Raw genomic sequence first — 21,453 nt, forward strand, 5'->3', positions numbered from 1 at the left:
ATTATATCAACTATAATGATATTTACAAAGGAAAAAGGAGGAATTGATATGGTTTATCATGGATTGAAAGGGATTACTTGTGTTGAAACAGCCATCAGCCGCATTGACGGTGAAGAGGGAAAGCTGATCTACAGAGGGTACAATGCTGATGAACTGGCGCTTACATCTACATTTGAAGAAGTCGCTTATCTGATTCTCAACGGGGCATTTCCGACGGAAGCGGAACTCAGCCGATTCAATGAGATGCTCGCTTCATTCCGTGTGCTGCCAGAAGCATGCAAGCGATTGATCCGCTGCCTTCCGGCCGAATTAGACGATATGGCGGTTCTTCGCACGGTCGTCTCTTCATTCGGGGACAAATCGTTTGCGTTCAAGCCGACAATGGAGCAGGCTCTCAGACTGATTGCAGCCGTCCCGTCGATTATCGCGTTCAGAAAAAGGCTGACTGACGAAGAAGAGCCTGTTCAGCCGCTGGATGAGCTTGGCTTTGTGGAACATTATTTTTACATGCTGAAAGGAAAGCGTCCGACAGAAGCTCAGAAAAAAGCGCTCGAAACGTACATGATTCTTGCGATGGAACACGGCATGAACGCTTCAACCTTTTCGGCAAGAGTTACGGTGTCTACGGAATCCGATCTTGTTTCTGCCGTCACATCTGCACTTGGCACGATGAAAGGACCTTTGCACGGCGGAGCGCCGTCTGCGGTGACCGATATGCTGGAAGGCATCGGGGAAAAACAGCATGCAGAAAGCTATATAAGAGAAAAGCTTGAAAAAGGCGAGAGACTGATGGAATTTGGACACCGCGTCTATAAAACGCATGATCCGAGAGCGAAGGCTTTAAGGGTGAAAGCTGAGGAAATTGCCGGGGGCGACCGGGATATCGACCTTGCTCTTCATGTTGAAAATACGGCTATCCGCCTTTTGGAAGAATACAAGCCGGGCCGAAAGCTTTATACGAATGTCGAATTTTACGCAGCGGCTGTCATGAAGGCGATCGATTTTGATGCCGCATTGTTTACGCCTACTTTTTCGGCTGCGAGAATGGTCGGCTGGTGCGCCCATGTGCTGGAGCAGGCTGATAACAACATGATTTTCAGGCCGTCGGCTAAATATATCGGAGAATTGGTTTCTCAGTAATGCGGACACACGCCTTCTCAGCGAAGCGCGTGTTTTTTTAATAGATTTTAGAATGTTTAAGTAGGGAATTATGCCGGTGTTCTTGAATGTATTCATCAAGAAAGTCCTTTAAGGGGGAGACGATGAAAAAAGGATTCCTGATGTTGATCATGCTTTTTTTTCTAGGTGCATGCTCGGAAGACCGGGATTTTGATGCTGAACATGAAGCGGCGGCGACGAAAGAAGGCGGAAGCGGCGCCGAAGTCATCGCAGAGCGTCTGGATGTGCCTTGGACGATCGCTCACACTGGCGAGATTTTTTACGTGACCGAAAGAAACGGGGGAATCGTGTCCATTGCCGAAGGCAAAAAGGAGCGCATGCAGCTTCAGCTGAAAAAGCCCGTTCATCAAGAAGGAGAAGGCGGACTGCTTGGATTTGTGCTTCATCCTGATTTCAAAAACAATCAGGAGGCATACGTTTACCATACATACAAAGACGGGGGCCATCTGAAAAACCGGATCGTAAAATTGACGCTTGACCGCCTCACTTGGACGGAAACGGAGGAGCTGCTTGCCGATCTGCCCGGAGGTGTGATTCATAACGGCGGCCGGATGGCGATCGGGCCCGATCAAAAGCTGTACATCACGACAGGTGATGCGGGGGAAAGGGAATGGGCCCAGCAGCCTGAAAAGCTGGCGGGGGTGATTTTAAGGATGGAGCTTGATGGTGCGATCCCTGCTGATCAGCCTTTTCGCTCGTCTTATGTATACAGCTTTGGACACCGGAATCCGCAAGGCCTCGCATGGATCGGCCGGCAGCTTTACAGCTCCGAACACGGGCAGTCTGGACATGATGAAGTGAACAAAATAGAAGCCGGAGCCAATTATGGCTGGCCGGTGATTGAAGGAAGCGATGAGAAGCGGGGAATGAAAGCGCCGTTCATCCATTCGGGAGAAGAAACGTGGGCCCCATCCGGTTTAGCGCAGAAAGGGGATGTCCTCTATATGGCCGGGCTGCGGGGTGAGGGCGTTTTCCGGATCGATCCGGCGGAAGCCAAAGCGGTCAAATGGCTTGGCGGATACGGCAGAATCAGGGATGTAAAAGTAATCGGGGATGATCTGTATTTCATTACGAACAATGGCGACGGAAGAGGCGAAAAAAAACAGACAGACGACCGGCTCATCCGCGTGCCTCTGTCTGATCAGTAAACCTGTCTCGCTGAGTTCTTGCGTTTAAGGATGCCGGAATCGTGGTAACTGTGCACTAAACAATGGTGAAGAGGTGAGACGAATGAATCCGGCAAACAGACAGACGGATGGACAGAAAGCGCAAAAACAAGAAAAACAACCCGGGGCTGAGCACAAGATGGTGCCCCTTCCGCTCTCGGAAGACCGCGACTACAAAGGAAGCGGCAAATTAAAAGGAAAAACCGCCATTATTACCGGAGGAGACAGCGGAATCGGCAGAGCGGCCGCCATTGCATACGCCAAAGAAGGTGCCGACATTGCCGTCATGTACTTGGACGAACACAAGGATGCCGAGGAAACGAAAGAACGGATCGAACAAGAAGGCGCAAAATGCCTCTTGATTCCCGGAGATGTCGGGGATGAAGCACATTGCAAAACATCTGTCGAAAAAGCGGTGAATCACTTTGGCGGACTCGACATTCTCGTGAACAACGCTGCCGAACAGCATCCGCAAAAAGGGATCGAAGATATTTCGACCGAACAGCTTGAACAAACATTCAGAACGAATATTTTCTCCATGTTTCACATGACAAAAGCCGCGCTCCCGCATTTAGGGGAAGGAAGCGCGATTATCAATACCGCATCGATCACAGCTTATGAGGGCAGTCCGGCGCTGATTGACTATTCGAGCACAAAGGGTGCGATTGTCGCGTTTACCCGTTCGATGGCTGCATCTCTTGTCAAAAAAGGAATCCGCGTCAACGCGGTAGCGCCGGGGCCCATTTGGACGCCGCTCATTCCGGCTACTTTTTCGCCGGAAAAAACGGAAAAACACGGTACAAATACGCCGATGGGAAGGCCCGGACAGCCTTCTGAACACGCTGCAGTGTATGTTCTGCTCGCTTCAGACGACTCCTCTTATATGACAGGACAGACGATCCACATCAACGGCGGAAGATATGTGACGACATAATTTCAACCGGCTGCTATTGTAAGGCAGCCGGTTTTTTCTGTTTGTTTTTTCGGAAAAATAAGAATTTGAAAGATCACTTTCAAAAAAGCTGCCCCGTAAGAGATAATAGAAGCAGAAAGAGAAAGGATGTGTATGAATGAGCGATCGCAGAATGACAGCAAAATGGGCATCCAAACTTGGATTTGTTCTCGCTGCAGCGGGATCCGCCATCGGCCTGGGGGCGATTTGGAAGTTCCCCTATGTGGCGGGAACGAGCGGAGGAGGCGCATTTTTCCTTGTATTTGTCCTATTTACGATACTGCTGGGATACCCCCTGCTTTTAGGGGAATTTATATTAGGCCGAAAAAGCCAATCGGATGCTATCGGCACCTATCAAAAAATAGCGCCGGGGACGCCTTGGGTGATCACAGGCTGGATCGGAATCGCCGCCTGCTTCCTTGTCCTGTCGTTTTACAGTGTGATCGGCGGCTGGATTTTGCTTTATATCATCAAAGCTGTAACCGGTTCATTGTCGGGTCTCACGCAGGCCGGATACGGGGAGCTATTCGGTTCGATCATCCAAGATCCGCTGCAGACGCTGGCAGCGCAGCTTGCATTTATCATCATGACGATCCTCGTCGTGGCGAAGGGTGTGCAAAAAGGAATCGAGCGCGTCAGTTCGATTATGATGCCGCTATTATTTATTTTATTTATTGCGCTCGTTTTAAGGGCTCTGACGCTTGAGCATGCGATCGACGGCGTGCGTTTTCTGCTTGTGCCCGATTTTGGCAGCCTGACGCCGCAGGCGATTCTTTTTGCGCTCGGACAAGCTTTCTTTACGCTGACGCTTGGCGTATCTGTGATGGTGACGTACAGCTCCTACTTGTCAAAGTCACAAAACCTTCCGAAGTCGGCGGTCTCGATCGTGATCATGAACCTTACCGTCACGCTGCTTGCCGGTTTGGCGATTTTTCCGGCCGTCTTTTCATTCGGGCTTCAGCCCGATCAGGGGCCGACTTTATTATTTGCGGTTCTGCCGGCAGTTTTTGACCGGCTTCCATTCGGGATGCTGTTTTTTATCGGGTTTTTGACAGCCTTTTTATTTGCCGCGCTGACTTCGGCTTTTTCGATGATCGAGATCATTGTTGCCGCTATTACAAAAGGCGATCAAACGAAAAGGGGGAAATGGACGTGGGCGATCGGCCTTTTGATTTTTGCCGTCGGCATTCCTTCCTGCTTGTCTTACGGAGTGCTCGATGAGCCGTTCATTTTTAAGAAGACGTTTTTTGATGCGGCGGATTATGTCGTCAGCAATATTTTGATGCCGCTTGGCGCGCTTTTTATTTCGATTTTTATTCCGCTGAAATTGTCCAAACACGATCTATATGAAGAAATGAAAAGCGGATCAAAAGCGGGGAAAGGCTTTTTTATCGTGTGGTTTTATCTTCTCCGTTTCCTTGTGCCGCTTGCAATTGTACTTGTCTTTTTAAATTTAATCGGAGTGTTTTCATTTTAAAAGATCAGGAGATGGGTGAATATGGTGTTAGACTTTCAACAGATGTTTCCGAGCGAAGATGGCAATCACGAGGCGCGGTATCAGCTGCTGGCATTGCTTGAAGCAGTATTGGCCGGAATGGACAGGCTGAAGGATCCCGCCCGGATGACGCTTGGCCGCGAGTCTGAAGTTTCCTCTGACTACTATCAAAGCGTCATTGAAGAGGCCGCCTTGCCGGAAAAAGGCTTCGGGGCGGAAAAAAGCGTTGAAGAGCTATTGAAATTGCTTGACGGCCACCGTTTTTTAAACAGGCATTATGTGGCCAACGCGACACCTTTGCCGAACAACGCCAGTATCGCCGGGAATCTTTTAATGGTCCTTTTAAACGGAAACAATTTATGGGATGTAGACGGCACGGCTGCAGCAAGGACGGAAGTGCAGATCACGGCGATGCTTTCGGACATTGTCGGCTATGACAGGCACAAGAGCGGCGGTTTTACCACATGGGGAGGGCAGGGCGCTGTTTTTCAGTCGCTCAGGCTGGCGATCGCAAGCGCGTATCCTGAAGCGAATCAGCAAGGAACACCGCATCACCTGTACGCGTTCTGTTCAGAGCTTTCGCATTTCAGTCTTTACAAATCGATGGAAGCTTCCGGAATCGGGACGGACCATTTGATCAAGGTCAAGACGAATCGCGATCATTCGATGGATCTGGCCGATTTGCGTGAAAAAATGCAAGCCGTGATTGAAAAAGGCGGACATCCGATTTATGTTTTGGCAACGCTTGGCACAACTGACTCATTTGGCATCGATGATTTGGCCGGAATCAAAAAAGTGACTGAGGAAATAGAGGCCGCCTACGGTTTGCCTCCTGTCTATATTCATGCCGATACAGCGATGGGCGGGATGTACGGTTTTTTTAATGGATACGATTTCACCGGAAACCCGCTTCATCTTGAAGATGAGGTGCTTGAGACGCTTGCCCGCTACAAAAAACATTTTCAGCATTTGCACCTGGCGGACAGCTTGGTCTTTGATTTTCATAAACTTGGACAAACGCCGTATATCACAAGCCTTTTCTTGGTGAAAAACCGTGAGGCACTGAAAGCCGTTGATTTGGATCCGGATGAGACGCCTTATGTCGGTAACAGGGGGTTTGGCAGCTATCATACGAGCTATACGCTAGAGTGCTCGCGAATGGGAAGCAGCATACCGATTTATGCTTCTCTGCTCGCATTCGGAATCGAAGGCTACCAGGAGATCTTGGCCAATTACATCAGAGTTAACCTGGCGTTTCGAAAAAAACTCCTGCAGGCTTTTCCGAATGCAGCCGTCACCAATGATGTATCACCTGTAACGACATTCCGCTTCTATCCGGGAAATGTCCGCTATCATGAAGAAATCAGCGGCGCCATCACGGAGGAAGAAGTGCGGAATATTAACAAATTCAATGAAAAAATCGCCGAAACATTGGGAAGATACCGCAGTCACACCTATTTTGGCAGCACGAAAAAGCAAACATACGTTTATCCTGCTGACAGCCGTTTGCCCGTGCCGCTTTATGTCCAAAAATTCTACAGTGTCTCGCCTTACACAACGGTTGATACAATTGACCATTATATCGCCTTTTTAAAAGCGCATGTTGAACCGTCCGATGTAGCAGCCGGATAAAATTTGAACATGAAGTCGCATACCATGCACATCATAAAAAATGTTCAGTTGATATGTGAGTTTCCTTAAACCGGACGCCAATGCAAAATCGATCAGCGTGGAAACGTATGTCGAAAAAAATGACAAGATTCACGGTGAAGCGGTTCAGAATACCGCTGAATTGGTCGCCGATCTGTGCAAGCGCTATGGTCTTTCTACAGAATTCAGGAAAAAGTCGATGCTCTGCTGTACAATCTGATGCATGAGCTGTCTGCAAACGGTATTTACGGGCCAAAAACAAAGGCGAAAATTGAAGATTTATTGAAGTAATCAAAAAGGCCCTTTCTTATGTAAAGGGCCACATTTTTTCGCTTCATTAAGAGCACCATTTCTGCGTTGAATTAAAAAAGAAGGGGCCAGTTGTGGCGCCCTCCAAAAGTATTTATATTTATTCTAATCCTGAATATGGATTTTCAACGTTTCCTTCTAATTCCTCAATAGTTTCCTCTATAAGCTCTCTAACTTCTTCACTAGGGTTTTCTTTAATCATTTCCTGTAATGCTTTAAAGCTTTCTGGAAGTCCCAAATAAGCTATTATTGATGTAGCATTGTCTATTAGATCATAAGAATTTGCATCCAATATATTTTTTATTAAAATATCTATTTTATGTTTAATTTTGTCGTCCAGAATTTTATAAGTATTCCATTGTCTTTCTGAAAGCTGGTATATTGCTTCTGATAATTCAATATAATTGACATTATCTTTTGCACTTTCATAAATATCAACAATCTGATTGAAATACTTCTCTAATGTATCTTCAGATAAAGAATCGGGTAATTCATCAAACTTAGAAAAATCCATGTTCGTTTCACTCTCCTACAACTGGAATGTGTGTTATGTTACTCGGTTTTTTATGGAGTTTACCATCTTGTCCTAGAAGTTTTTTCTGTATCTTTATTTGGGCAGTCCACATATTTCCGGAATTACTGTCCGGAAATTTCTCTTTTGCGTTTAAATCCGGTGAATGCCACTTTACCTCTACTTTTTTTCCGTCAATTTCAAAGTTGTATTTGTATCCTTTTTTTATAGTTTCACTTGCTTTAAAATTGTTTGGTGTACCCTTTGGTATCATGGATTCTAAATCATTAGCGGAAATTTTTCCATTCTTGAGCTTGCTAGTCGCAAAACTCAGATCAAAATCTTTAACTTTGTCTTTTCCCTCAGAAGCTTTTTTTGGCGTTTCCTTTGCTGATTTAGAAGGGTTTTGCTCAACTTTTCCAACATCCTTAGCTGCTTTCGATCCTTTATCTACCTTTGCAACTTTCTTTCCCGCTTCTTCACCTTTAAATAACTTGAAGCCGCGCTTTCCGTATTTAAATGCCTTTCCGAAAGGTGTGACACTCAATCCGGCCATCAAACGGTCACCATTACCTTTAACGATTTCGCCTGTCGCAAGGTCGTATCCAAACGCTGCTCTTACTGCATCATACACACCTGTAAATTCCATCGCCGTATCGAAATATTTATCAAAATCGCTTTTTTCCACATTCTCTGGAAGGGTGTAGGCGGGTTCTATCTTAACGATTGTATCACCATCTATGTATGCCCGGTAAAGCGTATCGTTAAATACTCTATAATCTTTTTTTAGTTTATTCAATTCCTCTTGAGTGTACTCTTTGGTGGAAACCTTTTGTGTCGCCAATTTTTTTAATCGATCTGGATCGGCAAGAGTGTTTACGTCAACATCTTCTTTGTCTCCGACTTTTTTCAGCATGGTACCCATCGCTGTTTCTTGATTTCCACTCAGGTTATCCATCTCATCCGGCTTTAAAATCGAACCTTTTTGATAGCCGGTGATTTCAATTTTTGGTCCGGTATACATCTTTTCGAGCCGCGCGATATATTTCTGCATCGTCTCAAGGTCGTTTTCGGCCGTTTTGAGCGCGTTTGTTTGTTCGCGGTCAAACGCATGCAGCTTTTCAAGGGTCGTGCTGATTTCCTTTAACGCTTTCTGTTTCTGTTCATGAAAACCGCTGTCGTTCAAATCCGGCAAATCAACGATATGACTGACCTTCGCAATTGTAGCGTTGGTCTTCGAAACCAAATGTTTCGTTGTTCGATCAGCAGCATTTAAGCCATTCTCTAGTTCGTGTTCAAGAAAGGATTGTGAAATAAATCCGTTGTGGTTTGGTTCCAGAGAATTCAGCGCGCTTTTCATTTTCTTCAGCGTGGAACTGTATTCCTCTATAAAAGTATCATAGAACTGTAGAAAAGGGGTGTGGCATTCCTCATAAAACGCGCGGATCGCGTCGCCGCCTTTTCCTTTTAAAGCATCATCAAGCGATGTGATGCCTTCAACGGCTTTTTTGACTTTAGAAAATTCGTCTGATTGTTGTTTTAATTGTTCGAGCGTTTGATCTATCGCATTGTGCAACGCTTGAACATCCAGCGTCTTCATGACATTCTCCTCTAATCCTTTTGGTTACAATCAGTATAGAGTTTACCACTTTACGGAAACCAATTGGGGAATAAATCCTGTTCATCCATGAAAATGAATCAAATTACTTAGGTTATTAGGGCTAGTCTTTAGCTTTTTTTCCATCTGCTCTTAATAACCCCCATGAACAAAATGTAAATTAATACAACGATGATATTTATACAAAGGGTCAATTTTTAAAAAGACAGTATTAAGAATCATCACTAGAAGCATGAGGAGTGTTCCAATCTACCATATAAACTCATATTTTTTATCACTCTGTTCTTGACTCCTCTTAGATAGGGATTCAAAAAATTCCAGGAGATCATACAAACGGGTGTAAAATTGTTGAGGAAGCGAACCGTCAATATGAATGCACTTGGTTGTTTCTCATATTAACGGTTCGATTTTTTATTATTAATGTCGTTTTTGGAACATTAGCCAAATGAACAGAGTAATTCCCACCCTGATGAATCCGATTATGAATAGGAGCTTTCATCTCTTCATCGTTTTTCAAAGTCTTGCGCTGCTTTATTTGTACGCCTGTGCAAATTCTTCAAGGCTGAAATTAAATGCTATCTGGGTATTCTACGTCATTTTCTTCAATGTTATATCGTCACTCTCAGCGTCATTGTCTCTTTTTCTTCTGAAGCGGTATTGTGAAGTAAAAAGAACTGATATCTCGAGCTTTTGTTTTTTTCTAACTTTAATCCTTACATGCCGTTCTTTTTTGAACCGGTATCCATATTTCGCTTTTAAACGTTGGGGAGCTGATATCTTGATCCTGATTCCAGAGGATTTCCGGCCCTTTTGTTTGCTCGTAATGTGAAGACGGGAACCATTCAGCATAAATGCGTCCCCAGACATTTTGAAGGGTGTCCGGAAACGGACCGGCCGCTTCAAAGACAGCCCATGTCGAGGCGGGAACTTTAAGCTGTTCATATCGGTCCGGGCATTCCTTCGTTGTCGCTGCACCGATATAATGGTCAAGCTCTCCCTGCTCTTCCATCCGGCCTTCGGAAAAGTTCGCCGATGCTTGAATCAGTCCAAGCGGCTCGACATTTGACAGCTCTTTTAATTCAGCGATGTTTTCATTGCTTAAAGCTTTCCACATCGAGGCGATTTCCGGATTGATTCCGTGAAAGACGACAGGGACCCTTTTTTTGATTCCGACGATCCGAAATGCTTTCTTTTCTACAATTCGGTAGTTCATTTCGTTTCCTCCTCTAATTGTTAACTGGAAGGTCATCGGAGGATATGCTTTCAGTGTGCTGATATCGTGCCGGGCCTCTGTCGGCGTAATGCCGTGCAGCTTTTGAAATGCGCGCGTAAAAGCATCCGGCGAGTGATAACCGTATTTCACCGCGATATCAATCACTTTTTGATTTGTATTTTTCAATTCAAACGCTGCAAGGGTAAGCCGCCTGCGGCGAATGTATTCGGACAACGAAATCCCTGCAAGAAAAGAAAACATCCTTTTAAAATGATATTCAGAGCAGTAAGAAAGCTTTGCAAGCGTTTGAAAGTCGATTCTGTCCGTCAGGTGTTCTTCAATATACGCCATGGCTTGATTCATGTTCTTCAGCAAATCCATTTGATGACCTCCTCTGTTTACAAAAATAGCAGAAACAGAATCCCGGCATCCGACTTTCCCTGCCCGATTGTGCAGGATCATTTCAGAGATTGTCCGCCGCTCAACCACGCTGTCTTCAGCTTTTTGATGCCGTCTGCGATGCTTTTTTCAGAAAGTCCGCCAAACCCGAGGAGCACCGCGTGTGTTTCAGGAGGAGTCACATACGAGACAGAGGCTGGATATACTTTTACTCCTTTTTCCAGTGCTTTTTGAGTCAGCCACTCTTCACTCGGAGCGCTTTTCACCTCAAGGATGATGTGAAGACCGGCGTTCTCTCCTCTGACTGCGGCTTGAGCGCCAAATTCACGCTTGATGGCGTCTAGGAGCGTTTTTCGTTTTTTTCGGTAGAGTGTTCTCATTCGGTTCAAGTGTCTTTGATAATCCCCGTTTTTCATAAAAAGAGCAATGGCATGCTGCACATGGCGGGAAACCGTTTGTTTAAATAAAGATGCCATGTTGAGCCCTTCTTTGACGAGCGGAAAGGGGAGAACCATATAGCTGATCCTGAGGGAGGGAATCAGCGATTTTGAAAAGGTTCCTAAATAGATGACCCGGTGGTTCCGGTCAAGCCCTTGAAGGGAAGGGATCGGCTGTCCCGCATAGCGGAATTCCCCGTCATAATCGTCTTCAATGATATATGCTCCAGTCGATGCTGCCCAGTCAAGCAACTGCAGCCTGCGGCCGACCGGCATGATCATTCCGAGCGGAAACTGATGGGACGGGGTGGTGTATGCGAGCTGCGGCTGATATTGTTCAAGATCTTGCACGGAAATCCCGCTCTCATCGACTGCTATAGGCACCACATTGAAGCCGCCGGTTTTCAGGACCGTTTTCGAGCGATGAAATCCGGGATCTTCAAAACCGACAGTGGTGCCTTTAGGAAACAGATGGCACAGCAACTGCAGCAAAACCGGTGTGCCGGCTCCGATGATGATTTGCTCGGGTGAACAGACCACGCCGCGCGACTCTCTGAGATAAACCGCAATCATTTTCCGCAGCGGAAAGTCTCCGGACGGGGGGCCGCTTTGAAAAAGTTCATGCCCCGATTCACCAACGGTTTTGGCGAGCGTTTTTTTCCATTGGGAAACAGGAAATGACGCGAGGTCTACATGGCCGTGGTGAAAATCGATCATGTTTGCCGCCGTCTCATGTTCTTCCAGTTCTTTTTCGGCAGGGGGAGGAGGCGCAGCCTGTGCAAAGTCTCCTTCCGCTTCAGCCGCAAACCAGCCCTTTCTAGGCTTGCTGAGCAAATATCCTTCAGCAGCCAGCTGTTCATACGCGTGTTCAACAGTTGTCAGGCTGACATTTAAATGTTTGGAAAGCATTCGTTTGGAGGGTAGCTTTGTTCCAGGCTTTATGTGTCCCGAATGAATGCTGCGTTTGAAAAACGTGTACAGCTGCTGATAAAGCGGCTCGCTGCCGCTGCGGTTTAAAAAAGGGGTTATATCCATTCGATCAGCCCTTTCAATTCATCTGGTATGTTTTATTTTATCAAAACTGGCCATTTTAAAAAGACCAGTTTCCGGGTTAAAGTAGTTTCATAACCAACAGAAGGGAATGACGATGTTGCTTGATTATAGGGAATTGCATTGTGAAACAGAACTCAAGGAAGTCTATCCGATTATGAGACAGCTCCGCCCCCATTTGGATGAAACGTCTTTTTTGGAGCTCGTCAAAGAAGCGCGGGAGGCTGAAAACTACACGTTATTTGCGCTGTACGACGGCGATATTCCGGTGGCTTTGGCCGGCTTTTTGCCGAGGGTCTCTTTGAATCAAGGCCGTCATGTTTGGGTAGCAGACCTGGTGACGTGTGAAAAACACCGTTCAAAAGGCTATGGAAAGAAACTTTTAGGCGCTGTTGAAGAGTGGGCCAAACGGAACGGATTGGCTTCAGTCGCTTTATCATCAGGCTTGCAGCGCGCAGACGCCCACCGTTTTTATGAAGATAAAATGAGGTATGAAAAAGCGAGCTACCTATTCCGCAAGGCTCTGAAATGAAAAACTCCCCGGTATAACCGGGGAGTTATTAAAAGCCAAGCTGCAGATTCGTATCGATAGAGACGATGGTCCATACGCATACGAGAATGAAAATGTTCAGGACGACACCGAGAAATCCGAGACCGGTCCGTCCTTTTTTTATGAACAGCTCGATAATTCCGAGCGGAACGGCGGCCATCGCAAAAGGAAGCATCTTATACGAATATGCGATCGTGTCGCTTAAAATAGCCAAGTTTAAGACGAACAGGGACAGAATGGCCGTTCCGACAGACACCCATCCAAATACGTTGTGCTCCTTAAAGATTCTTACCAGTTCCATAATTCCACCTCACCTACTTTAGCTGCTTTGACGGGCCCTTTTTTGATCAGCCGTTCAACCTCTTTTGACGGGCCGGTAATGACGGCTCCATACACGTTCACACCGTTTCGTTCCACATAGTCAAGCCTTTTGGAAAGCTTCAGGTTTTTCCTGCCTGAAATCGTTTCAGCCCATTTATTGTGCTTGATCATGTAGGAAAGTGCCGCTTTAAACTGCTCGTCATCGTTTTCGGCAGGATGCTGAATTTCAAAAATCCGGTTTGAATCTTTTCCGGGAAAACCGATTGGCTCTGCGTATGGATGATCTTTTAAATCGTCCTCTGTCTCAATCGCATTCCACAGAACGCGAACATCATAGCCTTTTAATTTTTCATACAGCTCTTTTGTCGGATATGCTCTTTCAAAGGAAAGGAAAGCTTCGGTTACGGTTCCGTCAGGCAGCTGTTTTAAAATCGACTCGGCTTTGGACACTGATTTTTCTTTGATGCCGTCAGGGTAGACAAAATGACGTTCTTCTTTTGAAAGCTCCTGATTGTATTGATGAATCTGCGGAGACTTCAGCTGATCGAAGAACATTTCCACTTCTTCATTTCCAACTACTTTTGTAACGTTTCCGATTTGCTTCTTTAACGGGAACTGTGTTTCGATTCCAAAGAGTTTTACTTTGTTGACAAGGGCTTCGGTATCGACTTGAATATTCGGATTTGTGACGGCAACTGTCATTGAAGCGGTTTGCACCAGTTCATTCCCTTTGCTTTCATGCCCGCCCAACCCGTAGTATAGATAGCTGCCGAGTGTGCAGATCGGCAGAATAATAAGCGTAGAAATAACAGCAAGGGTGGAAATCCGCATATATGATTTATTTTTTCCGTATCTTAAAATCGCTTTTTGCTTTTCAGGACTGATCGCCAAATCCCAGTCTTCGTCTTTCATTTCCTGGTCCAGCATGTCCTGGTATTCTTCAAGCTGTTCAAGCTCTTCTTCGACCCGGAGCATTTCCGATTCGGAAAGTTCGCCGTTTTTATATTTTTCCCAACGTTTTTTAAAATCTTCATTCATCGTTAACACCTCTGTTGTAAAGTGCTTTCAGCCGCTGTCTGGCACGAAATAAAACACTTTTAAAATTAGCCTCTGAGATATTCATCAAGCTTGACGCTTCCTTGTAGTTCAATTCTTTTAAATAGTACAGCGTAAGCGCTTCCCGGTAGTTATCGGGGAGCTGGTTCATATATAAGGTTAACACTTCCTTGATTTCGACCTGGTGAGCAGGGCTTTGCACCGCGTTTTGAAACAGGTTTCCGATCATGTCGTCAGAAATCGTCACTTCCTTTTTATGCTTTCTGACATAGTCGATAAACGCATTGCGCGCCACTTGAAAAAGCCATGGCTTCACCTTGCTGTGGTCGTAAGAATGGATGTGTATGTAAGCTCTCATAAAGGTTTCCTGAAGCAAATCCTCTGCTAGATGTTTATCTTTCGTCATGGAGAGCAGGAACCTGTAAACATCATTCATATACATTTGGTAAATTTCGTCGATAGTCACTGCCTTTTCTCCCCTCTATGTTATAAACGCATAAGAAAGGTTTGAAGTTGCACTAAATATGCCCACGGCTCATTTTTCCTCCAATTTCTTACCTTTAAAATCATCTATCCTATATAATAACTGAACACGTCCAAAAAAACTAATCTTCATGGTGTAAAAAGACGATTTTAACGACTAAACGGCCGAAATATAAAACACAGCAGCAAAATAAGCCTTTTAGCATATCAGATCTTTATTATATGCAAAAAGGCTATTTGATTAGAGGACATCCTTCATTATCGCTGTTTTTATCGTCTGTTAAAAATATTGGCCGTGACCGCGGTGACCTTCTGCGGCCAGCGCATCGGCTTTCGTTCGATGGACGGTGCCGAACGGGTGGTTGGGCGGAGCATAGATTGAATAGAGTTTCAGCGGAGTATGGCCTGTATTGGTGAGATTGTGCCATGTTCCGGCAGGGATGACGATAGCGGTGTCATCATAGACATTTCTTTTAAATTGCAAATGATATTTGCTCGGCCCCATCTGTACAATTCCCCTGCCTTGTTCAATACGAAGGAACTGATCAACGTGAGGGTGCATTTCCAATCCGATGTCTTCGCCGGGGTTGAGGCTCATCAAGGTAACTTGTAAATGCCTTCCCGTCCATAAAGCGGTCCGAAACGTTTTGTTCTGTTTTGCCGCTTCGTTGATGTTCGCGGCAAACGGCTTTTGTCCATAATCTCTTAAGACGATGCGTTCTTCGCTGCCGGGTGTTCGAAAAGCGCCTGCATAGTCTGATTCGTGAAACCGAACCGGGTTATAAGAAAAAGGAATATAATATGGGAATTGATTTGGATTCATTTGTTCTAGGTCCCTTCATTAGCTTTATTAGGATCATCGTATGCAATAGGCATATGAAGTGTCCCGCTTAAAGATGGTTTTTAGTCAAAACACGTTTTTTAAAAAAAGCTTCCGGGAAAACATGATATCAGACTCACAACAGGAGGGAGAGGAGCATGGAATACACCAACATATCCGGTACATCGATCGAATCGTCGTGCATCGGTCTCGGAACATGGGCCATCGGAGGTTTCATGTGGGGCGGAAGCGATGAAAAAGAAGCGGTTCAAACGATTCATGCTGCGCTTGATCAAGGAATCAACCTGATTGATACCGCTCCGGCATACGGTTTCGGACAGTCAGAAGAAATCGTCGGCAAGGCCGTAAAGCAATACGGAGAGCGCGACCGAGTCATTCTCGCGACAAAATCGGGGCTTGATTGGAAGCAGGAACAGCTGTACCGCGACGGATCGAGGGAGCGGATCATCAAGGAAGTTGAAGATTCGCTGAAAAGGCTCAATACGGATTACATCGACCTGTATCAAGTGCATTGGCCCGATCCGCTCGTCCTGATCGAAGAAACAGCGGAAGCGATGAAAGACTTGTATGATGCGGGGAAAATCAGAGCGGTCGGCGTCAGTAATTTTTCCCCGGAGCAGATGGACACATTCAGAGCCGCGGCCCCGCTTCATACCGTACAGCCGCCGTACAACATGTTTGAAAGGGAAATCGAGCAAGACATTCTTCCGTATGCGCAAGATCAAGGGTTGACGACGTTATTATACGGTAGCTTGTGCAGGGGGCTTCTGGCGGGAAAAATGAATGTAGACTACACGTTCAAAGGAGACGACCTTCGAAAGCGGGACCCTAAGTTTCAAAAGCCGCGATTTAAAGAATATCTGGAGGCCGTCAGGAAGCTTGATGAGTTTGCAAACGAGCGCTTCGGCAAATCCGTTCTTCATCTGGCAGCAAGGTGGGTGCTTGATCAGCCCGGCGCAAGCATTGCTTTATGGGGAGCGAGACGCCCTGATCAAATCCGTCCCGTCAGCGAAATCACCGGCTGGAGCTTAACAGAAAGTGATCGAAAAGCAATTGACGACATATTGGACAATACGATTTCAGAACAGATCGGGCCTGAATTCATGGCTCCGCCGACAAAAGAAAAAGTCTGAAAGTACCGGGGAGAAAATTCCCCGGTTTTTTTATGAAAAATCATTTTTTAGTACCAGGTAATAAAAAAAATTGTTATAATAATAAAGGGAAACCTCATACGACTACATCAATAAAGGAAGTGCCATATGTATAAATTTACTGGTTATGCTGCAAAAGCGATTCTTTCTTTGCGCGGCGGAATTAAAGTATACAATAAAGAAAATCTTCCTAAAGACACAGGTTTCGTTATTGCGTGCACACATGCAGGATGGGTGGATGTCGTCGCACTGGGTGTCGGCATTTTGCCTATGGAAATTCATTACATGGCGAAAAAAGAGCTTTTTGAAAATAAATTAAGCGGTTCTTTTCTATCAAGCATCAACGCATTTCCCGTCGACAGGGAAAATCCCGGGCCAAGCAGCATCAAAACCCCGATCAAGCTGTTGAAAGAAGGAAAAATCGTCGGCATTTTTCCAAGCGGAACGCGGTCATCTGAAGACGTTCCATTGAAAAGAGGGGCTGTCACGATCGCCCAGATGGGAAAAGCGCCGCTTGTGCCGGCCGCATACAGCGGTCCTTCCAACGAAAAAGAGCTTTTCAAAAGAGGCAAAATGAAACTGGTCATCGGCGAACCGCTCAAACAGGAAGCTTTCGCTCAATATTCGTCAAAAGAAAAGCTGGTCAAAATGACGGAAGCTTTGAATGACAGTATTAAATCTTTAGAGAAAAAGCTGGAGCAGCTATAATTCAAACATACGCAAGGAAAAACAGCTTCTCACGCAAAGAAGCTGTTTTTTATTTTTCTAAAATTCACCTTGAATTCTATTTTTATGGTAAAATAGCAGCGTTTTTATTTTTTGTGCAGTATGTTAGAACGATGTTTATTGGTGGGAGAGCTTATATTATGAAATGGTATTTGAAAGCAATAAAAAACTATGCAGGATTTACAGGAAGAGCGAGGCGTAAGGAATTTTGGCTGTTTTGTCTTTTCTCATACATGGTTCTGGTCATCTACGGTTTTTTAAAAGCCATTCTGCATCTTCCGGAATATGAAATAGAGACATTTTTAGGGATGGTTTATTTGCTCGCCATCCTTGTGCCGGGCTTGGCTGTCACGATCCGCAGATTGCATGATACAGGTAAAAGCGGATACTGGATCTGCATCGGTCTGATCCTCTCATTGGAAAGATCATTTTGCTGATCATGCTTTGTCAAAACAGTGTAAAAGAGGAAAATCAATACGGGCCGAACCCGAAGGCAGCTATCTAAGCGAAAACCGCCTGTCCCCAGGCGGTTTTTAGTTGCTTGCGGCAGTTGCTTTTTCTAAAAACAAAAGCAGTTCCCGCCAAAATGTTTGAGCTGCAATGGCATCGGCTTCAGTTTTTCCCCCATAGGCTATTTTTCGGCTTTTCCGCCCGGATGTCGGAAAGTATGGAGGCCTGATATTATGGCCGGCATCTTCAAAATATAGATGTTTAACAGAATAGGGAAATCTCTTCTTTTTCAGCCGTTCAACGATTTTCTCGTTCATAGAGGCGGAGGGCCATACCAAATCATCAGTACCTGAAGTTAACAGAATAGGCCCATTAATATGTTCCGCTTTTATGATTGCTGGATGATCCTCTTTCACTTTTCGTAAAGCCTTTTGGTAAAGATCAAGAAAAGCATGAGGCCGTCTTGTGAGCTTATGTTTCATCATATTCCACAGCTGAGGAAGTGAAAACATTGGCAGCGGAGCAAAGGCGAGCGGTGCGCCGTCCAGACTCCAGGAAGATGTCTGCCGAAATTTTTTTAATCCAACCCCTTGAAAGACGACTCCGCCGCCTACATGAGAAACCGCAAAACGGATTTCAGGAAAATGGGAACCTATCAGCAGCGCCAGTTCGCCGCCTTTTGACCGTCCGCATATTCCAATTTGACGATGATGAAGTCCTTCTTGGCGTCCGAGCCAATCTATCGCTTTCCGGAAATATTCAAGCGGGATTTCAACCAGTTTTTTAGGAAGCTGTTTGTATTGAAAATAAGGGATTGCAAATGTTGCATATCCGTAATTTGCTAACATGCCTGCCATTGTTTCATCAAGGCCGCCGTCAGATCCCCCTAATACGATGATTGCGGGAGGCCGGTTGACAGCAAGCGGACGAAAAAAAGTGCCGGACAATCCATTTTCGCTTACTTCCTGCCTCTCTACTGTTTCAGAAAGCAGCACTCGTTTTATTTCTTTACTCAGGATCGTGCGTTCTTTTTGCTTCACCTCAATCCTGTAAACGGAGGGGTCAACCGATTTTTTATGGAACGAGCAGGAGGATTCAACCGCCTGCATTGACCAAAAAAGCCCCATTTGATCTTTAGACTGGTAGGTTCCTTTTATTGGGGCTGCTGCTGCAGGGTCGACTTCTCCCAATCGATTCGCTTGAAAAACAGCGTGTGATCTCCACTCTGCGTCAGCTTCATCTTTCACAGTCACGATGATTTCAATGATGTCAAACGGTCGGAGTCCGCTTATCTTCAGGTTTATTTTTTCATCCCATTTGGAAACTGCAGGTATGTGCAAAACCGGTTGCAGAGTTATCAAGACGGCACTTCCTTTTCAAGTTTTGTGTAAAATAAATCGACGCACTCCTCAACATAGTCATCAATACGATCATCGAACGACTCCTTGAATGCGGGCAAATGTTGAAACATAATGTATTGATTCAGCAAACCGAAAAACATTTGGCTTAACATTTGAAAATTGCCGCCTGAAATTTTTTTTTCGGCATAGAGGTTCGCAAAATAAGTCTCTAAAAAGCGGTTGAGACGGCGGGGAATATCCATGATTAATTCGCAAACTTCCTTATCCTGTACGGCATCATTAAAGTAAAGTAAAAAAACAGTCCCTTTTTCCAGGTTTTCTTTTAAATACGCTTTCGCAATGAATGAGAGGTCTTTACGTAAATCGCCGGTTAATATTGCTTCAAGTTCTCCAATAAAATCTCCTGATGCAACATGTTGAATCACACTTTCCCGAAATAAATTCTGTTTATTTCCGAAGTGTCTAAAAAGGGTTAAATGATTGACGCCTGCTTTTTGGGCAATTTCTCTGGTGGATGCGGCTTGATATCCTTTTTCTTTAAAAAGGGCAAGCGCCGCTTCGATTAATTGATCCCTTGTAGATTGTGCTGACATAAGTCCCTCCTGAAATGTAACCACTTGATTACATGATAATTGAATTTCGCTGTGTAATCAAGTGGTTACATATTTTGAATGCGAAAAAAAGAGGATACAAATGCATTGTATCCTCCGGTTTGTTCACTATGTTATTCTGCTTCTTCAAGCAGCGTTTCCGCAGCTTTTTTCACCTCAACGTATGAAACGTGGTGGCCGTCGATTTCGTTGATCGTGAATTCAAATCCCTGATCGGTGATCATGTCGCCTTTTTGGACGTCATATTTTTGCGTCAGGAACCATCCGCCGATCGTGTCAATTTCCTCATTGTCGAGCTGAATGCCGAGCAGATCATTGACTTGGTTGACGAGCACTTTACCGTCGAGAATGTAGTGGTTTTCGCCAATCTTGCGGATTTCATTAATTTCATCAATATCGAATTCGTCACGGATTTCGCCGACGATTTCTTCAATGATGTCTTCGACCGTCACGAGTCCGGCCGTTCCGCCGTATTCATCAGAAAGGATCGCCATATGAACGCGTTCTTTCTGCATTTTCAGAAGCAGATCGTGGATCGGAACGGTCTCGATCACATGAATGATCGGATTGATAAACTGTTCAATCGTGTCTTCTTTGGAGCATTCTCCGCTGATGCAGGCCGTCAGTATTTCCTTAACATTGATGACGCCGACGATGTTGTCCTTATCTCCGTCTTCGACGGGATAGCGGGTATAGCCTTCGACCTTCGTGATGTCGATCATCTCGGCGATTTTCATATCATTTGGAAAGCTGACGACTTCTGTTCTCGGGATCATGATTTCCTTGGCAAGACGGTCATCGAATTCAAAAATTTTGTTGACATATTTGAACTCAGATTGATTGATTTCGCCGCTTTTATAGCTTTCTGACAGAATAATTCGCAGCTCTTCCTCTGAGTGCGCCATTTCATTTTCAGAAACTGCTTCAAGGCCAAACGCTTTCGTTAACAGCCTTGCTGATCCGTTCAGCGCCCAGATGAATGGGAACATGATGCGGTAGAACCAGATCAACGGTTTTGCAAAAAGGAAGGAAACGGCTTCCGCTTTTTGGATCGCAAGCGTCTTCGGAGCGAGCTCACCGACAACCACATGCAAAAACGTAATGAAGCTGAAGGCGATCACGACTGAAACGATGTGTGATACAGAGCTCGGAATGTTCCACTTCACAAATAGCGGTTCAAGCAGCCGGGCGACCGTCGGCTCCCCGAGCCAACCGAGACCGAGAGCCGTCAAAGTGATGCCGAGCTGGCAGGCCGATAAATATTCGTCTAAATGTGTAATGACTTTTTTCACCGAAACCGCTGTTTTGTTTCCTTCAGCAATCAACTGATCAACCCGCGAGCTTCTGATTCTGATAATCGCAAACTCAGACGCTACGAAAAATGCTGTTAAAGCAATTAATACAGCAACAAAAACCAAATTAACTATTTCCAATTAGGACCTTCACTCTAGCGTGAGAATGAAGGTAACACCTCCTGTTTAGTAAAAGATTAACTAAAGCAGCAGTAAAAAGGACTGGATGACCGTCATTTTTTCAGGAGAAAGCCGGCTTTTCAGAATCTTCCGTTCATCGGGATTCAGCCGTTTCAATCTGTTTATGATCACGGAAATATTGTCATTGACATGATCAATTTCCGTTGTCAGGCTTCCAATTTCATCATCATTCACAGTTGAAGAGGGAAACTGGTTTTCCAGCCTTACTTTAATGTCGGACAGGGCCAATCTCTGCTGCTTGCAGTCCATAATAAACTTCAGCCGTTTGAGAGCGGCTTCATCGTAATAACGGTAGTTTGAACATGATCTGTCAGGCGTTAACAGCCCGAGATTCGTATAATAATCGACAGTCCGTTTTGTTACGCCTGCAGCAGCTGCTAATTCGCCAATGCGATATTTCTCTGCCCCATCTGCATCCCTCCTCAACCATC

Annotated in this window: 21 protein-coding genes and 2 pseudogenes; 11 read left to right on the forward strand and 12 right to left on the reverse strand. The window is 45.2% G+C overall.

Annotation, left to right across the window (positions count from 1 at the left end):
- Positions 1 to 48 precede the first annotated feature (48 nt).
- From MST20_RS00500 to MST20_RS21120, 7 genes and pseudogenes are all read left to right on the forward strand, one after another.
- Positions 49 to 1,140 carry a citrate synthase/methylcitrate synthase gene (locus MST20_RS00500; protein WP_243939331.1) on the forward strand — a complete coding sequence of 364 codons (1,092 nt, stop codon included), beginning with the start codon at positions 49 to 51 and terminating at the stop codon, positions 1,138 to 1,140.
- A gap of 122 nt (positions 1,141 to 1,262) precedes the next feature.
- Entirely contained in the window at positions 1,263 to 2,327 is a 1,065-nt protein-coding gene (locus MST20_RS00505) for a PQQ-dependent sugar dehydrogenase (RefSeq protein WP_243939333.1), read from the forward strand.
- An 82-nt stretch (positions 2,328 to 2,409) separates the two neighbouring features.
- Positions 2,410 to 3,279, forward strand: coding sequence for an SDR family oxidoreductase (locus tag MST20_RS00510; RefSeq protein WP_020450727.1), 870 nt, complete (start codon positions 2,410 to 2,412; stop codon positions 3,277 to 3,279).
- Between the two features lie 136 nt (positions 3,280 to 3,415).
- A complete protein-coding gene (locus MST20_RS00515; RefSeq protein WP_165426508.1) occupies positions 3,416 to 4,774 on the forward strand; it encodes a sodium-dependent transporter in 1,359 nt (452 codons plus the stop codon).
- A 21-nt stretch (positions 4,775 to 4,795) separates the two neighbouring features.
- Positions 4,796 to 6,424: a pyridoxal phosphate-dependent decarboxylase family protein gene (locus MST20_RS00520; protein ID WP_243939335.1), complete on the forward strand. Its 1,629-nt coding sequence runs from the start codon at positions 4,796 to 4,798 to the stop codon at positions 6,422 to 6,424.
- Positions 6,425 to 6,429: 5 nt separating this feature from the next.
- Positions 6,430 to 6,626, forward strand: a pseudogene (locus MST20_RS00525) (N-acetylmuramoyl-L-alanine amidase); the annotation flags it as partial.
- Positions 6,599 to 6,733 carry a hypothetical protein gene (locus tag MST20_RS21120; protein WP_023856518.1) on the forward strand — a complete coding sequence of 45 codons (135 nt, stop codon included), beginning with the start codon at positions 6,599 to 6,601 and terminating at the stop codon, positions 6,731 to 6,733. The pseudogene MST20_RS00525 and the gene MST20_RS21120, both read left to right, overlap by 28 nt.
- 118 nt (positions 6,734 to 6,851) lie before the next feature.
- Here MST20_RS21120 and MST20_RS00530 read toward each other — a convergent pair whose 3' ends face one another.
- From MST20_RS00530 to pdxR, 4 genes are all read right to left on the reverse strand, one after another.
- Complete coding sequence (locus MST20_RS00530; protein WP_243939337.1) at positions 6,852 to 7,265, reverse strand: hypothetical protein; 414 nt, start codon at positions 7,263 to 7,265, stop codon at positions 6,852 to 6,854.
- Positions 7,266 to 7,272: 7 nt separating this feature from the next.
- The gene (locus MST20_RS00535; protein ID WP_023856520.1) at positions 7,273 to 8,862 is read right to left on the reverse strand and encodes a ribonuclease YeeF family protein; all 1,590 of its coding nucleotides are present in this window, start codon (positions 8,860 to 8,862) and stop codon (positions 7,273 to 7,275) included.
- 724 nt (positions 8,863 to 9,586) lie between these two features.
- Positions 9,587 to 10,474, reverse strand: coding sequence for an AraC family transcriptional regulator (locus MST20_RS00540; protein ID WP_243939339.1), 888 nt, complete (start codon positions 10,472 to 10,474; stop codon positions 9,587 to 9,589).
- A gap of 77 nt (positions 10,475 to 10,551) precedes the next feature.
- A complete protein-coding gene (pdxR, locus tag MST20_RS00545; protein WP_243939341.1) occupies positions 10,552 to 11,964 on the reverse strand; it encodes a MocR-like pyridoxine biosynthesis transcription factor PdxR in 1,413 nt (470 codons plus the stop codon).
- Positions 11,965 to 12,076: 112 nt separating this feature from the next.
- Between pdxR and MST20_RS00550 the strand changes: the two genes are divergently transcribed.
- A complete protein-coding gene (locus tag MST20_RS00550) occupies positions 12,077 to 12,511 on the forward strand; it encodes a GNAT family N-acetyltransferase (RefSeq protein WP_243939343.1) in 435 nt (144 codons plus the stop codon).
- A gap of 28 nt (positions 12,512 to 12,539) precedes the next feature.
- On the opposite strand, the gene MST20_RS00555 is transcribed toward MST20_RS00550, so the two are convergent.
- From MST20_RS00555 to MST20_RS00570, 4 genes are all read right to left on the reverse strand, one after another.
- Entirely contained in the window at positions 12,540 to 12,830 is a 291-nt protein-coding gene (locus MST20_RS00555) for a hypothetical protein (protein ID WP_003180123.1), read from the reverse strand.
- Positions 12,818 to 13,888, reverse strand: a complete 1,071-nt coding sequence (locus MST20_RS00560) for an anti-sigma factor (RefSeq protein ID WP_243939345.1) — start codon at positions 13,886 to 13,888, stop codon at positions 12,818 to 12,820. The genes MST20_RS00555 and MST20_RS00560 overlap by 13 nt, the downstream gene beginning before the upstream one ends.
- The gene (gene sigM / locus MST20_RS00565; RefSeq protein ID WP_011197692.1) at positions 13,881 to 14,372 is read right to left on the reverse strand and encodes an RNA polymerase sigma factor SigM; all 492 of its coding nucleotides are present in this window, start codon (positions 14,370 to 14,372) and stop codon (positions 13,881 to 13,883) included. The genes MST20_RS00560 and sigM overlap by 8 nt, the downstream gene beginning before the upstream one ends.
- Before the next feature lie 297 nt (positions 14,373 to 14,669).
- Positions 14,670 to 15,212, reverse strand: a complete 543-nt coding sequence (locus MST20_RS00570; protein ID WP_243939347.1) for a cupin domain-containing protein — start codon at positions 15,210 to 15,212, stop codon at positions 14,670 to 14,672.
- A 155-nt stretch (positions 15,213 to 15,367) separates the two neighbouring features.
- Between MST20_RS00570 and MST20_RS00575 the strand changes: the two genes are divergently transcribed.
- The 3 genes and pseudogenes from MST20_RS00575 to MST20_RS00585 all read left to right on the forward strand — a co-directional run bounded on the left by MST20_RS00575 (position 15,368) and on the right by MST20_RS00585 (position 17,612).
- Positions 15,368 to 16,363, forward strand: a complete 996-nt coding sequence (locus MST20_RS00575; protein WP_243939349.1) for an aldo/keto reductase — start codon at positions 15,368 to 15,370, stop codon at positions 16,361 to 16,363.
- A gap of 126 nt (positions 16,364 to 16,489) precedes the next feature.
- Positions 16,490 to 17,089 carry a lysophospholipid acyltransferase family protein gene (locus tag MST20_RS00580; protein WP_243939351.1) on the forward strand — a complete coding sequence of 200 codons (600 nt, stop codon included), beginning with the start codon at positions 16,490 to 16,492 and terminating at the stop codon, positions 17,087 to 17,089.
- Positions 17,090 to 17,247: 158 nt separating this feature from the next.
- Positions 17,248 to 17,612: pseudogene (locus MST20_RS00585) on the forward strand (DUF805 domain-containing protein).
- 28 nt (positions 17,613 to 17,640) lie between these two features.
- Here MST20_RS00585 and MST20_RS00590 read toward each other — a convergent pair.
- The 4 genes from MST20_RS00590 to MST20_RS00605 form a co-directional block, all read right to left on the reverse strand.
- The gene (locus MST20_RS00590; protein WP_243939353.1) at positions 17,641 to 18,918 is read right to left on the reverse strand and encodes an acyl-CoA thioesterase/bile acid-CoA:amino acid N-acyltransferase family protein; all 1,278 of its coding nucleotides are present in this window, start codon (positions 18,916 to 18,918) and stop codon (positions 17,641 to 17,643) included.
- Complete coding sequence (locus MST20_RS00595) at positions 18,915 to 19,511, reverse strand: TetR/AcrR family transcriptional regulator (protein WP_243939355.1); 597 nt, start codon at positions 19,509 to 19,511, stop codon at positions 18,915 to 18,917. The genes MST20_RS00590 and MST20_RS00595 overlap by 4 nt, the downstream gene beginning before the upstream one ends.
- 131 nt (positions 19,512 to 19,642) lie before the next feature.
- Positions 19,643 to 20,962 (reverse strand): hemolysin family protein, encoded by a 1,320-nt coding sequence (locus tag MST20_RS00600; RefSeq protein WP_059232071.1) that lies wholly within the window; start codon positions 20,960 to 20,962, stop codon positions 19,643 to 19,645.
- 60 nt (positions 20,963 to 21,022) lie between these two features.
- Positions 21,023 to 21,448 carry a MerR family transcriptional regulator gene (locus tag MST20_RS00605; RefSeq protein WP_043925061.1) on the reverse strand — a complete coding sequence of 142 codons (426 nt, stop codon included), beginning with the start codon at positions 21,446 to 21,448 and terminating at the stop codon, positions 21,023 to 21,025.
- Positions 21,449 to 21,453: the final 5 nt, after the last annotated feature.

This window comes from Bacillus sp. B19-2, assembly GCF_022832475.1.
Lineage (GTDB): Bacteria > Bacillota > Bacilli > Bacillales > Bacillaceae > Bacillus > Bacillus paralicheniformis.

Bases quoted from the DNA above. Each gene is read 5' to 3' on its own strand.
- MST20_RS00500 (WP_243939331.1), top strand. From the start codon at position 49: ATGGTTTATCATGGATTGAAAGGGATTACTTGTGTTGAAACAGCCATC.
- MST20_RS00505 (WP_243939333.1), top strand. From the start codon at position 1,263: ATGAAAAAAGGATTCCTGATGTTGATCATGCTTTTTTTTCTAGGTGCA.
- MST20_RS00510 (WP_020450727.1), top strand. From the start codon at position 2,410: ATGAATCCGGCAAACAGACAGACGGATGGACAGAAAGCGCAAAAACAA.
- MST20_RS00515 (WP_165426508.1), top strand. From the start codon at position 3,416: ATGAGCGATCGCAGAATGACAGCAAAATGGGCATCCAAACTTGGATTT.
- MST20_RS00520 (WP_243939335.1), top strand. From the start codon at position 4,796: ATGGTGTTAGACTTTCAACAGATGTTTCCGAGCGAAGATGGCAATCAC.
- MST20_RS00530 (WP_243939337.1), bottom strand. From the start codon at position 7,265: ATGGATTTTTCTAAGTTTGATGAATTACCCGATTCTTTATCTGAAGAT.
- MST20_RS00535 (WP_023856520.1), bottom strand. From the start codon at position 8,862: ATGAAGACGCTGGATGTTCAAGCGTTGCACAATGCGATAGATCAAACG.
- MST20_RS00540 (WP_243939339.1), bottom strand. From the start codon at position 10,474: ATGGATTTGCTGAAGAACATGAATCAAGCCATGGCGTATATTGAAGAA.
- pdxR (WP_243939341.1), bottom strand. From the start codon at position 11,964: ATGGATATAACCCCTTTTTTAAACCGCAGCGGCAGCGAGCCGCTTTAT.
- MST20_RS00550 (WP_243939343.1), top strand. From the start codon at position 12,077: ATGTTGCTTGATTATAGGGAATTGCATTGTGAAACAGAACTCAAGGAA.
- MST20_RS00555 (WP_003180123.1), bottom strand. From the start codon at position 12,830: ATGGAACTGGTAAGAATCTTTAAGGAGCACAACGTATTTGGATGGGTG.
- MST20_RS00560 (WP_243939345.1), bottom strand. From the start codon at position 13,888: ATGAATGAAGATTTTAAAAAACGTTGGGAAAAATATAAAAACGGCGAA.
- MST20_RS00570 (WP_243939347.1), bottom strand. From the start codon at position 15,212: ATGAATCCAAATCAATTCCCATATTATATTCCTTTTTCTTATAACCCG.
- MST20_RS00575 (WP_243939349.1), top strand. From the start codon at position 15,368: ATGGAATACACCAACATATCCGGTACATCGATCGAATCGTCGTGCATC.
- MST20_RS00580 (WP_243939351.1), top strand. From the start codon at position 16,490: ATGTATAAATTTACTGGTTATGCTGCAAAAGCGATTCTTTCTTTGCGC.
- MST20_RS00595 (WP_243939355.1), bottom strand. From the start codon at position 19,511: ATGTCAGCACAATCTACAAGGGATCAATTAATCGAAGCGGCGCTTGCC.